Source organism: Pirellulales bacterium (assembly GCA_019636345.1).
GTDB lineage: Bacteria > Planctomycetota > Planctomycetia > Pirellulales > Lacipirellulaceae.
The window spans coordinates 819185-831852 of the sequence record JAHBXQ010000002.1 but is presented as its reverse complement, the minus strand read 5'-3'; the positions used below and the strand labels follow the sequence as shown (position 1 = coordinate 831852).

General features: G+C 67.0%; 15 protein-coding genes. All 15 read left to right on the top strand.

Annotated elements, in window-relative coordinates; all coding sequences use genetic code 11:
- The first annotated feature begins 280 nt into the window (after positions 1-280).
- The 15 genes from KF688_07200 (at position 281) to KF688_07130 (ending at position 12643) form a co-directional block, all read left to right on the top strand.
- Entirely contained in the window at positions 281-1102 is an 822-nt protein-coding gene (locus KF688_07200) for a DeoR/GlpR transcriptional regulator (protein MBX3425447.1), read from the top strand.
- Positions 1103-1113: 11 nt separating this feature from the next.
- Positions 1114-1854: a phosphate propanoyltransferase gene (locus tag KF688_07195; protein ID MBX3425446.1), complete on the top strand. Its 741-nt coding sequence runs from the start codon at positions 1114-1116 to the stop codon at positions 1852-1854.
- A gap of 176 nt (positions 1855-2030) precedes the next feature.
- A complete protein-coding gene (locus tag KF688_07190) occupies positions 2031-2324 on the top strand; it encodes a BMC domain-containing protein (protein ID MBX3425445.1) in 294 nt (97 codons plus the stop codon).
- A 94-nt stretch (positions 2325-2418) separates the two neighbouring features.
- Positions 2419-2688: a BMC domain-containing protein gene (locus KF688_07185; protein ID MBX3425444.1), complete on the top strand. Its 270-nt coding sequence runs from the start codon at positions 2419-2421 to the stop codon at positions 2686-2688.
- A gap of 64 nt (positions 2689-2752) precedes the next feature.
- A complete protein-coding gene (locus KF688_07180) occupies positions 2753-3955 on the top strand; it encodes an acetate/propionate family kinase (protein MBX3425443.1) in 1203 nt (400 codons plus the stop codon).
- 120 nt (positions 3956-4075) lie between these two features.
- Positions 4076-4387 carry a EutN/CcmL family microcompartment protein gene (locus tag KF688_07175; protein MBX3425442.1) on the top strand — a complete coding sequence of 104 codons (312 nt, stop codon included), beginning with the start codon at positions 4076-4078 and terminating at the stop codon, positions 4385-4387.
- A 227-nt stretch (positions 4388-4614) separates the two neighbouring features.
- On the top strand, positions 4615-6126 hold the full coding sequence (locus tag KF688_07170; GenBank protein ID MBX3425441.1) for an aldehyde dehydrogenase EutE: 1512 nt from the start codon (positions 4615-4617) through the stop codon (positions 6124-6126).
- A gap of 72 nt (positions 6127-6198) precedes the next feature.
- Complete coding sequence (locus KF688_07165; GenBank protein ID MBX3425440.1) at positions 6199-6468, top strand: EutN/CcmL family microcompartment protein; 270 nt, start codon at positions 6199-6201, stop codon at positions 6466-6468.
- A gap of 86 nt (positions 6469-6554) precedes the next feature.
- The gene (locus KF688_07160; GenBank protein ID MBX3425439.1) at positions 6555-6806 is read left to right on the top strand and encodes a hypothetical protein; all 252 of its coding nucleotides are present in this window, start codon (positions 6555-6557) and stop codon (positions 6804-6806) included.
- A gap of 2 nt (positions 6807-6808) precedes the next feature.
- The gene (locus tag KF688_07155) at positions 6809-7117 is read left to right on the top strand and encodes a EutN/CcmL family microcompartment protein (GenBank protein ID MBX3425438.1); all 309 of its coding nucleotides are present in this window, start codon (positions 6809-6811) and stop codon (positions 7115-7117) included.
- A gap of 77 nt (positions 7118-7194) precedes the next feature.
- The gene (locus tag KF688_07150; GenBank protein MBX3425437.1) at positions 7195-8064 is read left to right on the top strand and encodes a class II aldolase/adducin family protein; all 870 of its coding nucleotides are present in this window, start codon (positions 7195-7197) and stop codon (positions 8062-8064) included.
- A 46-nt stretch (positions 8065-8110) separates the two neighbouring features.
- Positions 8111-8878: a PIG-L family deacetylase gene (locus tag KF688_07145; GenBank protein ID MBX3425436.1), complete on the top strand. Its 768-nt coding sequence runs from the start codon at positions 8111-8113 to the stop codon at positions 8876-8878.
- A 167-nt stretch (positions 8879-9045) separates the two neighbouring features.
- Complete coding sequence (locus tag KF688_07140; GenBank protein MBX3425435.1) at positions 9046-10047, top strand: aldo/keto reductase; 1002 nt, start codon at positions 9046-9048, stop codon at positions 10045-10047.
- On the top strand, positions 10044-11003 hold the full coding sequence (locus KF688_07135; GenBank protein ID MBX3425434.1) for an ABC transporter ATP-binding protein: 960 nt from the start codon (positions 10044-10046) through the stop codon (positions 11001-11003). Before KF688_07140 ends, KF688_07135 begins: the two co-directional genes overlap by 4 nt.
- A complete protein-coding gene (locus KF688_07130) occupies positions 11000-12643 on the top strand; it encodes a hypothetical protein (GenBank protein ID MBX3425433.1) in 1644 nt (547 codons plus the stop codon). Before KF688_07135 ends, KF688_07130 begins: the two co-directional genes overlap by 4 nt.
- Positions 12644-12668: the final 25 nt, after the last annotated feature.

The following is a 12668-nucleotide window of genomic DNA, read 5'->3' as shown; positions in this document are numbered from 1 at the left end:
GTCATTGCCGCCCGCGGTCTCGCGATCTCTGGGGCAGAGCCGTCATGGCCCGGCGTGAATTGCCCGCCGTGGCCTGTCCTAATGGACTGCAACGTGTTGTTAATCAACATGTTACGACCAGATAGCCATTGGTCTTTTGACGCGTTCTGACGCAAATGACCATTAGCTATCATCAATAAGATTACTTATGCTCATTTATGATCAGATCGGATATTATTTGCATCACGACGGCTCCTAATCATGATGGAGTCTGCCAACTCCTCCTCTCGTTTCTGCCGCGATGTCCGCAGAATTTCGCCGCACACAGCTGATCGAACTGGTCCGCCGGCAAGGGTTTGCGCCCCTGCCGGACCTGGCCAAGGCGCTCGACGTGTCGGAATCGACGATTCGCCGTGACTTGGCCCACCTGGAACGCGAGGGAGCGACGCAGCGGACCCACGGCGGGGCATTTTACACCGGGCCGTCGCCCAATCTGCCCCACTTCGAACAGCGTCAGAGCGCCCAATGGGACAAGAAGCGGGCCATCGCCCGGACTGCCGCGGAGTTGATTGAAGACAACGACACCGTGCTCTTGGACGGGGGAAGTACGACCTACGAGCTCGCTCGGCTGTTGGTCGGCCGGCCGCTGCAGGTCGTCACCAACTCGTTGCCGGTGGCCAACCTGTTCAGCTCGACCGCGGGCGCCGACCTGATCGTCATCGGCGGCTACGTCCACGGTCGCTCGGGAACGGTGCAAGGACCGCACGCCGAGGCGATGATTCGCTCGCTCCACGTGCGGCGGGCCATTATCAGCGCCGCGGGGGTCAACGAGCGCGGACTGTTCAACAGCAATCTGCAAACTGCCGCAGCCGAGCAGGCGATGCTGGCCGCCGCGGAAGAAGTGATGGCGGTCATCGACAGCACGAAGTTCGGCCATCAGAGCTTGGCGTTCGTTTGCGAGCTGCCGGCGATTCACCGGATCGTGGTCGACGACGAACTGTCGCCCGCTTGGCGTCGCCGCCTGGCGGACGCGAGGGTCGAGACGACGATCGCCCCGGCGATCCGCGACGTCGCGGCCGCGTTGTCGGGCCCCAAGATCCGCCCCGGAAAGCGACACCCCTGATGTTTGGCGCCATGAGCACAGCCCCGCCGCTTGATCGCAACCGTGTCGAAGAAATCGTCCGCCGCGTCGTGCGTCAGCACGCTGCGGCAAGCCGCGACGGTTATGCGTCGTTTCACCTGCCGACCGACGGGAAAGCCACGCCCGCGGCCGGGGCGTCGGAACTGGTGGTGAGCATCTCGGCCCGGCACGTTCATCTGACGCAGGAGCATGTCGAAAAGCTGTTCGGTCCCGGGACGCAGCTCAAACCGGAGAAGAATCTGTACCAGGACGGGTTCTACGCCGCCGAGCAGACCGTGATGGTCGTCGGCCCGCGACGGCGAATGCTGCCCAGCGTGCGCGTGCTGGGGCCGACCCGCGATCACAGTCAAGTCGAGTTGGCGTTCACCGACGGGATCTCGCTGGGAATCGAGCTGCCCGTGCGGGCCAGCGGCAAGATCGCCGGCACGCCCGGGTGCGTTTTGGTCGGGCCGGCGGGAGTGGTCGAGCTCAAGGAAGGGGTCATTCGCGCCGAACGGCACGTCCACATGAGCCTCCGCGACGCGGAGCGCTACGGCGTCAAGAACGGCGATCGGATGAAGCTCAAGATCGCCGGCGCCTGCACGACGGTGCTCGAAGACCTGCTGGTGCGGGCCGACGCGACGAGCAAGTTGGAGGTCCACATCGACACCGACGAAGGCAACGCGGCCGATCTCGATCACGCGACGAAGGTCGAGTTGCTGAAGCAGGAGGCTTGCAAGTGTGCGGGGCATTGAGGGGAGAGCCGTTTGCTCCGCGGGCTTACGCCTCGCGGCTCGGGACGGGCTTACGCCTCGCGGTTCGGATCAATCTTACTCCCTGCGGCGGCGACGTTTGATCATCGGCAGCTCCCGCCCTTGTCCCCTTTCACCAGTCACCCATCACAGTTCCCCCCTTTCTCCGAGGTTCAACAATGGCAAAAGCGAATGAAGCGATCGGCATGATCGAGACAAAGGGCTTTATCGCCCTGGTCGAGGCGACCGACGCGATGCTCAAAGCGGCGAACGTCGAGTTCCATTCGTGGGACAAGGTCGGCTCCGGTCTGGCCACGGCGATCGTCACCGGCGACGTCGCCGCGGTGAAGGCCGCGACCGACGCGGGCGCGAGCGCCGCCAGCCGCGTCGGCGAAGTCGTCAGCGTGCAGGTCATTCCCCGCCCGCACGACGACATCGACGTGGTGCTGAAGAAAAAGCCGGCGGCAAAGTAACCCGAGCGCCGCCGGCTTGCCGCCGTCGCTTCGACTGACAACGGATCACTGACCACATCTTCCTGACCTCCGACCTCTCCTTGAGGAACCAACGATGCAATCTGCAATCGGACTTGTTGAAACCCGCGGCTTGGTGCCGCTCATCGAGGCGACCGACGCGATGGCGAAGGCCGCGAACGTGAAGATCGAAAAACGCATCGACCTGGGGGGCGCCTACTGCACCGCCGTCGTCAGCGGCGACGTGGGGAGCGTCCGGGCCGCGGTCGAAGCGGGCGCCGCGGCAGCCTCGGCGGCCGGGCACCTGATCGCCAGCCATGTCATTCCGCGCCCCTCGGACGGCATCGTCGCCGCGTTTTTGAAGTAGAGCGAGAGGCCGTCGAACCGCTTGTCCGCAGATTGGAGCTACGGCTAACAGCCCCCTGGGCCCCATGATCATCCTCGTCGCCAACTTGGGCTCGACCAGCTTCAAGTTCCGCCTGTTCGACATGGCGGACGAGCGGCAGCTTGCGCGCGGCGGGGTGGAACGAATCGGCGCCCCGCGGAGCGCGGCGTTCGTCGAGGCGCAGGGGGCGCGGACGGAGTTCGAGATCGCCGCGCCCGACCACGGGACGGCGATCGCGGCGTGCCTGGAGCGGCTGACCGACCCCGAGCAGGGCTGCCTGCGGACGGTCGGCGACGTGGCGGCGATCGGGTTCAAGGCGGTTCACGGGGGCCGGGTCACCGGGGTGCGGCGGGTCGACGACGACGTGCTGGCCGCGATGGCCGAGATGAACGCGATTTGCCCGGCTCACAACCCGCCCTACATCGCGGCGATGCGACAACTGCGCGAGCGAATGCCGGAGTTGCCCTTGGCGGCGGCGTTTGAAACCGGGTTCCACGCGACGATCCCCGCGCGGCTCAGGCATTACGCCGTGCCGTACGAGTGGGCCGACAAGCACCAATTGCAGCGTTGGGGTTTTCACGGCGCCAGTCACCGGTACGTCGCCCAGCGAATGCGCGAGCTCACGGGGCGCAGCGACCTGCGGCTGGCGACGTGCCACCTCGGGGGCTCCAGCAGCGTGTGCGCCAGTCGGGGCGGCGTGAGCGCCGCGACCAGCATGGGCATGAGCCCGCAGACGGGCTTGCCCCAGAACAACCGCGTGGGGGACTTTGACGCGTACTCGCTGCCGATGCTCGCCGAGCGGACCGGGCTGGGGGTCGAGGGGGTGCTCGCCGAGATGGCCAAGCGGGGCGGACTGCTGGGGTTAAGCGGAACAAGCGGCGACGTGCGGGACTTGTACGAGGCGGCCGGTCGCGGCGACGAACGGGCGCAGCTCGCGCTGGACGTATTCGCCTCGGCGGTGCGGCACTACCTGGGCGCCTACCTCGTGGAACTGGGGGGCCTCGATGCGATCGCCTTCACCGCGGGGATCGGCGAGAACCGTCCTGAGATCCGCACCGCGGTGTGCGCGGGGCTGGAGGAATTGGGAATCGTGCTCGATGCCGCCGCGAACAAGGAGTTGCGCGGCGAGGGCGCCATTCACGCCCCCGGCAGCCGCACGCAGATTTGGGTCGTCCCGACGAACGAGGAGATCGTCGTCGCCCGACAGACGGCGGAGTGTCTGGCAAGCGCCGGCGATCGGCGATTGTGAACGCTCTCGGTTGACTAGCGTCTTTTTCAGCTCACTATCCCTGGCCGTTACGCCCCGCCGATCGTCCTCCCCTCGCGACATTCGCGCTGTTCGCGGGCTCCTTCCTCAACGAGCAAGACCATGTTTCTCGCCAAAGTCACCGGCTCCATCGTCGCGACGCAGAAGATCGACAACATGATCGGGCAGAAACTGCTGATCGTCGAACCGTACCGACTCGACGCCGACAAGCGCGACCGGCTCGTGACGACCGGCCGATCGTTCGTGGCGGTCGACGCCCTGGGGGCCGGAGTGGGCGAGATGGTGCTGATCACCCAGGGCTCCAGCGCCCGTTACACGCCCGAGACGAAGGAATTGCCGATCGACACGGTGGTGATCGGCATCGTCGATCGCGTCGACGCGGAGGGAACGTGCGTGTTCGACAAGAACTCCTGACGCCTCGCCGTGAAGAGGGCGGAGTCGGCTCGCACGCGGCTCGCTCGTGAATCGCCAGTCAATTCAACATCTCAAGACGACGAATCCCGTCCCCTTTCATTCGCCCGACCATGATCGCCGCTCCCGCCGCCGTGATTCGACGCACCGGCCACCGTTGGCCGCCGGCGCGCGGCACGGCGATCGCACCGCAACGTACGAGCAACCCGATGGCCATTAGCGAATCTCTGATCAGCGACGTCGTTCGCCAAGTGCTCGCCGAGATCAAGCCGGGCGCGAGGCCCGCGACCAACGGCGTCGCGAAGCCGGGGCCGGCGACCGCGAGTTCCCCGCCCCACGGCGCCCGCGCCCCAGGCCTGGCGATCTTTCACACCCCGACTGGGTTCGCAAAAAACTACGCCGGCCGGCACGGCGTGTTCACCTGTCCCGACGAGGCGGTCGCCGCGGCGACCGAGGCGTTCGAGCAACTGTCGCTGCGGCCCATCGAGGATCGCAAGCGGATCATCGACCACATCCGCCGCATCTCGATCGACCAATGCGTCGAGCTCGGCACGATGGAAATGAACGAGACCAAGGTCGGTCGGCTCGCCCACAAGATCGAGAAGCTCAAGACCCTCGGCGAGCGGACCCCCGGGGTCGAGTTCATCGAGCAGCAATGCTTCAGCGGCGACAACGGGTTGACCGTCATCGAGCACGCTCCGTTCGGCGTCATCGGGGCAATCACGCCGGTGACTCACTCGCTCCCGACGATCACCGGCAACGCGGTGAGCATGATCGCCGGGGGGAACACGCTGGTCGTCAACCCGCATCCCAGCGGCAAACTCGTGGCGGCCGAGGGGGTGCGGCGGTTCAACGAGGCGATCCACCGCGACCTGGGGATCGACAACCTCGTCTGCGTGCTCGCCGAGCCGACGCTTGAGACGGCCAATGCGCTGTTCAAGCATCGGGAAATCGCGCTGATCTGCGTCACCGGCGGGCCCGCGGTCGCTCGGGCGGCGCTGAACAGCGGCAAGCGGGCGGTCGTCGCCGGGCCGGGCAACCCGCCGGTGGTCGTCGACGAGACGGCCGATCTCGACAACGCCGCCCGCAGCATCATCCGCGGCGCCGCGTACGACAACAATCTGCTGTGCATCGCCGAAAAGGAGGTGTTCTGCACCGCCGCGGCGTGCGACGGATTGCTGGCCGCCATGGAGCGGGCCGGCGCCGTGCGGCTCAATGCCGGCCAAATCGATCGCCTGACTGCCGCCGCGATCGCCACGGTCGGCGAAGGGGACCACAAGCACGACGTCGCCGCGAAGGAGTTCATCGGCCAAGACGCGGCCGTGCTCGCCCGGGCCGCGGGGATCGAAGTTTCGCCGCAGACGGAGTTGCTGTTCGGCGAGACCGACCATGCGAACCCGTTCGTCCCCGTCGAGCAAATGATGCCGTTCGTGCCGGTTGTGCGTTGCCGCGACGTCGACGAGGCGATCGCGCTGGCCAAGCACTACGAACACGGTTTTCGCCACACGGCGATGATTCACACGAACAACGTCCGCACGATGACCAAGATGGGCCGGGCGCTCGACACGACGCTGTTCGTGAAGAACGGCCCGTCCATGGCGGGGTTGGGCCTGGGGGGCGAGGGGTACCTGTCGTTCTCGATCGCCACCCCGACCGGAGAAGGGGTCACCACCCCGCTGACCTTTACGCGGGAACGCCGCTGCTCGCTGATCGACGACCTCCACATTCTCGGCAAACGATAGGAACCATTAAGAACCAGTTGAATGCTGACGTTCGTTTGTTGATCGCATAGCCATTCGCCAATTTCCAGCCCCATGCACTACGCCTCCGTCATCGGCGCCGCCACCGCCACGCTGCGGCATCCGTCGCTCGACGGCTGCAAGCTGCTGGTGGTTCAACCGCTGTCCGCCGACGGGCGGACCCCCGACGGCGAGCCGCAAGTGGCCGTCGATCGTTGCGGGGCGGGAATCGGCGACGCAGTCGTGATCACGAGCGACGGGACCTACGTCCGCGAGATCCTCGGCTGCGACAACACCCCGGTTCGCTGGAGCGTGATGGCCCTCATCGACCCGCCACCGAGCTGACGCATCTCCCATCGAGCGCCCGGCCAGCGGCGGGAGCAAGCCCCGCTGGCAAGGCGCCCGATCGCTGCCCCAACCCGAATTCCGTCGTGCAACTCTCCCCCGAACAACTTGAATGGATCGTCGCCGAGGTCGTGCGACGGTTGCGCGAGCAGGGGCTCGTCGACGGCGCCGCGCCGGCGGGCGAGCTCGTGCTCGCCGAGCGGGTCGTCACCGTGGCGACCGTCTCGCAGCGACTGGGGGGCGTTGCGCGGGTGCGCGTCATGCGGGGCGCGGTCGTGACCCCCGCGGCTCGCGACTTGCTCAAGGACCACGGCGTCACCCTGGTGCGGGAGGACTGACCATGCGAATCGGCGAAATCGTCGGCACAGTGACCCTGGCCCGGCAGCATCCTACGCTGGCTGGGGCGCGGCTGCGGCTGGTCGCCCCGCTCTCGCTGGCGGATCTCGCCGCGGGAGGCCCCGGCCGGGGCGAGACGCTTGTCGCCTGGGACCCCCACGGCGGCGGCGAGGGGGATCGCGTCGCCGTCAGCGAGGGCGCCGAAGCCGCACAACCGTTTCGACCCGAATTGAAACCGATCGACGCCTACTGCGCGGCGATCCTCGACAAAGTACATTTGCACGCCGCAGGCGCTGCGGCGATTGGCGACTAGCGACGGGTTTGCTGGGACTTTCCGCAGCGGACGCCCTGAATCAATCACCCTCAACTTTGCTCCCCCCTGAGAACGACATGGTCAATCTTCATCGGATGAAGCAGGAAATCTGCGAGATCGGCGACCGCATATATAAGCGCGGGTTCGCAGCCGCCAACGACGGCAACATCACCTATCGCGTCGGCGAGAACGAAGTGCTGTGCACCCCCACGATGCACTGCAAGGGATTTCTCAAGCCGGACGACATTTGCCTGATCGACATGAAGGGCAACCAACTCGCGGGGCGCAAGAAACGGTCCAGCGAAGCCCTGTTGCACCTGGAGATCATGAAGGCTCGGCCCGACGTGAAGAGCGTCGTCCACTGCCACCCGCCCCACGCGACCGCGTTTGCGGTGGCTCGCGAGGCGATCCCGCAGTGCGTCCTACCCGAGGTCGAAGTGTTCCTCGGCGACGTGCCGATCACCAAGTACGAGACCCCTGGCGGCAAGGCGTTCGCCGAGACGATCCTGCCGTTCGTCGACCGGACGAACGTCATCGTGCTGGCCAACCACGGCACGGTCAGCTACGGCGAGAACGTCGAGCGGGCGTACTGGTGGACCGAGATCCTCGACTCCTACTGCCGGATTCTGCTCCTCTCGAAGCAAATCGGCCGGGTCGAGTACCTGAGCCACGAGAAGAGCCAAGAGCTGCTGGACCTTAAGAAACAGTGGGGCTTCACCGATCCCCGGCATGAGGAGGGGTTCAAGAACTGCGACATCTGTGCGAACGACGTCTTCCGCAGTTCGTGGAACGACGCAGGGGTGAAGTCGGGGGCGTTCGGCGCCCCGGACTGGAACGGCTCGCCTGCGGGCTCCTCCCCTGCCCCGGGCGGCGGCGGCGTCGACGAGGACCAACTCGTTCGTACGATCACCGACCGCGTGCTGGCCGCCTTGCAAGCCGGCGTGTGAGCGGCGATGCTGCACTTGTGAGCCTCGCTCCTCGCATCCCGGCGCCATGACTGCTTCTGCTGTTGACCAACTCGACGTCATCGCCGTCGGCGCCCATCCCGACGACGTCGAGATCGGCTGCGGGGGGACCCTCGCCCGGCTGGTCGAGCAGGGCTATCGGGTGGGGATCGTCGACCTGACCGACGGAGAACCGACGCCTGCGTCGTCGGGGCCCGACCAGCGACTCGCCGAGGCGACCCGCGCGGCCGAGGCGCTTGGCATCCACAAGCGGGTGACGCTCGATCTGCCCAACCGACGGCTGTTTGACTCGTTCGAGGCCCGCATTGCTCTGGCGACCGAGCTGCGACGCTACCGCCCGCAACTGGTTCTGGGCTTGGCCGAGAAGACGCCGCTGGCGTCGCCCGACCACTGGCAGGCAATGCAGATCACCGACGCGGCGGTCTTCTACGCCCGGCTGACGAAGTGGGACGAGCACTTCGCGGGACTGGCGCCCCATCGAATCGGCGCCCAACTGTACTACACGCTGGCGTTCTACGATCTCACGCCCCCGGCGTACGCGGGGCACTTCGTGAGCGACGTGAGCGCGACGCTCGCCAAGAAGCTGGCCGCGATCCGCTGCTACGCAAGCCAGTTCCCGCCGGAGAAGCAGCACATCTTCAGCCGCGTCGACTCATGGGCTCGCCACCTGGGCGAAGCCGCCGGCTTCGCGGCCGGCGAACTGCTGGCGAGCCCCCGCACCCTGGGGACGCGCAACGTGATGCACACAGTGTTCGGCGAGGGCGCCGACGAGTCGCCGACGGCGAGCCAACAGTAACCCGGTCTCGCAAGCGCTTCGCATCCCCCCGAGCCGCGAGGCGTCAGCCCGCGGAGGCTGGCAGCGCCAACGCTTGCGTCTCGCTCGCAATCGTCGAGCGAAGCGCCTATCTTGGAGGACCTTGAGGCGCCAGTCGCAAGGCCGCTTTGTCCTGCCGGGGACCGACGATGACCGCCGCTAAATCTTCCCGCGATGAACCTGTCGACTCGCGACCGCTTGGGCCCGACGGGCCGGCGATCGCGCCCGTAGCCCTGGGCTGCTGGCCGATGTCGGGGGTGACGACTCTCGACGCCAATCGCGAGGACAGTCTCGCGACGATCCGCGCCGCCCTCGACGCAGGGATCAACCACCTCGACACCGCCTACTGCTACGGCCGCAACGGCGAAAGCGATCTACTGCTGGGCGAGGCGCTCGTCGGGGTTCGCGAGCGGGTCGTCATCGCCGGCAAAGGGGGGATCCACTTCGACGAGGCCGGCGAATACGCCAACGACGCCCGTCCCGCGACGCTGTTGGCCGAATGCGAGACGAGCCTTCGCCGGCTGCGGACCGACCGGGTCGACCTGTTCTATTTGCACGCGCCCGATGGGACGACTCCGGTCGCCGAGTCGGCCGGAGCGATCGCCGAGTTGATCGCGGCCGGCAAGGCCCGCTCGGCGGGGGCTTCGAACTGCACGCTCGAACAGATCCAAGAATTCCACTCCGCGTGCCCGCTGGCCGCAGTGCAGTTGCCGTACAACATGCTGCAGCGCGACATCGAGCAACGGACTCTCCCCTGGTGTCGCGAGCGGGAGATCGCCGTGTGCGTCTACTGGCCGCTGATGAAAGGGCTGCTGGCCGGGGCGCTCAAGAAGGAGAGCGACCTGGCGCCCGACGACAATCGCCGCAAGTACCCGATGTACCAAGGGGAGGAATGGGAGCGGAACCGGCGATTCGTCGACCGCTTGGAAGCCATCGCCCAACCCGCGGGGCGGACCGTCGCGCAGGTGGTGATCAACTGGACGATCTGCCAGGAGGGCGTCACCGCCGCATTGTGCGGGGCAAAGCGGCCGTGGCAGATCGAGGAGACCGCCGGGGCCATGGGGTGGCGGCTCTCTTCCGAGCAACTCGCCGCGATCGACGAGGCCATCGCCGAACGAGGCGCGGCCGCCGCTAAGCGGGTGTTCACATGACCGCTGCAATCGCGGCCGCAAACCGCCCGATGGTCTCTGTGCAGCACTTCCGCATGGAGTACGGCGACACCGTGGCCGTCGAGAACCTGTCGCTGGAGATCCCCCGCGGCGAGGTGTTCGGCCTGATCGGCCCCAACGGCGCCGGCAAGACGACCCTCATCCGCGTGCTGGCCACGCTGCTGGAGCCGACCTATGGCGACGTGCGGATCGACGGCGTCGACGTGCTGGCCGACCCCTTGCGGGTCCATCCGCTGATCGGCTACATGTCGGACTTCTTCAGCCTGTACGAGCAAATGCGGGCCTGGGAGTATCTCGACCACTTCGCCCGCTGCTACGGCATCGGCCCCGATCGGCGGGAGAAGCTGATCGACGAGGCTCTGGAACTCGTCTCGCTGGAAGTCCGCCGCGACGCGACGATCAACACGCTGTCGCGGGGGATGCGGCAGCGGCTCTGCTTCGCCAAGAGCCTGCTCCACGAACCGCAGCTGTTGCTGCTGGACGAGCCCGCCTCGGGCCTCGACCCCGCGGGGCGCGTCGAGTTTCGCGAACTGATCAAGCAACTTCACGCCATGGGCCGCACAGTGGTGATCTCCAGCCACATCCTGGCCGAGATGACCGAGTTTTGCACGTCAATCGGCATCCTGGAACAAGGCAAGCTGCTGGCCGCAGGGTCGGTGGGGGAGATTCTCGCCCAGCTCTCGGCGACCCTGCGGTTGGAGGTCGAGGCCCTGGGCGATCCGGCGCGATTGGCCGAGTGGCTCGCAGCCCGCCCGCACGTCGACGGGGCGATGGTCGCCGGTCAGCGGGTTCGCTGCCAATGGCACGCCCCCCGCGAGGAGTTGCCGGCGCTTCACAGGGCGATCGTCGCCGAGGGGTTCGACGTGGTGTCGTTCGCCGCCGAGGAGGACGATCTCGAGGATATCTACATGCGGATCTCGGGGCATCGCACGGCATGAACCACTGGAAGTTCTGGAACAATCCCCTCGTGGTCTCGGCAATGCGGATTAAGTACCGCAAGGGGTCGCCCGGCTTCACGGCGTCGCTTTACGGGCTGGCCCTGGTCGGACTGGGGGCGATCCTGCACTACGCAGACCAGCAAAACAGGGGGCTGCCGATTCCGCTCAGCCGCGCCTATCTGCTTGGCATCCTAGGCATCCAGTTCGTCGTCTCGGGCGCCGTGACCCTGTTCAGCGTCGCGGGATCGATGACCGCCGAGGTCGCCAACCGCACGCTCGACTTCCAGCGGATCGTCTCGCTCAGCCCCCGGCAAATCATGCTCGGCAAGATGATCGGCGAGCCGGCGATGGGCTACTTCTTCGCGCTGGCGACCGTGCCGCTGGCGGTCCTGTGCTGGTACTTCGGCGCCGCCTCGGCCGGGGCGGTGTTGCTGCTGTACGTCAATCTGGCGACGTTCACGCTCATGGCCGCGGCGCTCGGGTTGATGCACACGCTGGTGATCCCTGAGAGCTCGGCGAACAAGAATCGCGGCAGCTTTGCCGGGGCGTTTATCGTGTTTCCGATCTTGCTCGTGCAGTTTATCGTCGTCAACGCGGCCAACCGCGGCGGATTGCTCGACAATCCCTGGATGGCGGCGCCGGCGGGGCTTCTGACGCCTCTGCTCTCGCTGATGCATCTCGCGCAGGGAGACTCGGGGGGAGCCGTCGTATCGCTGTGGGGAGTGCACGTCCCGTCGCTCGTCGCGGCCCCGATCGTCCAGCTTGCCGTGGCGGCGTCGGTCATGGCGGCCATGGCTCGCCGGCTGCGCAGCACGCTCGACCCGCCGCTCAAGCGGAGCCGCGTTTACGAAGCCGTCGCAGCGGTCGACTTGACGGCCGCGGGGGTCTGCGTCAGTGAGGCGCAAGCCGGCACGCCGCTGTCCGAGGGGGTCTACCGCTACTGTCTCGTCCATTTGATCGCCTGCCTCGTCGTAACCATGGCCGGCACGCCGTCGCGCGAAGCCCTCGCATCCTGGATTTGGCGTGACCGTGGCACGCGTTCGCCTTGGAACGATTGGCTGTGGGGCGACCGATCGCCCGCGCTGGCGATGTACGCCGCGCTGGCGGTCGTGGGACTGGCCGTCTTCGCCCTGGCGGCATGGGCGCCGGTGCGGCTGAGCCAGGGGCCGCCGATCTCGGGGGCCGTCGCCGACTTGGGGGGGCCGCTCGTGGCGACCGGGATCGTCGCCACTGCGATCTCCGCGCTGTACCAATCGTTCTCCGCGGCAGCGGGAAAGTACGGCCGCTCGCTGGCCCTGTTTCTCATCGCCCTGCTGGCCGTGGTCCCGCCGCTGGTGAGTTCGGGGCTGATCGAGTTTCGCCAGATTTCCCGCGGCCCGGGGGGCCCGGCCGACCTGATCCTGGGGATGAGCCCCGCGACGTACCTGATGGCGAGCATCTCGCGCGGGAACGGCCCTCCGATCCCGGCGGTCTTTCCGATCGTTATGTACTCTGGCGTGTTGCTCCTGGCCGTGAGCGTGCTCCGGCGGTGGCTGGCCGTGCAGACCGCACGGATCGATCGCAAGCTGGCCGCGATGGGGATTGCGCCCCCGTCGTCGCCGGCGTCTGGGGAGATTGTTCCGGCGCCGTCCGGCAGATGAAGGTATGATCCCTTCACCTGTCGCT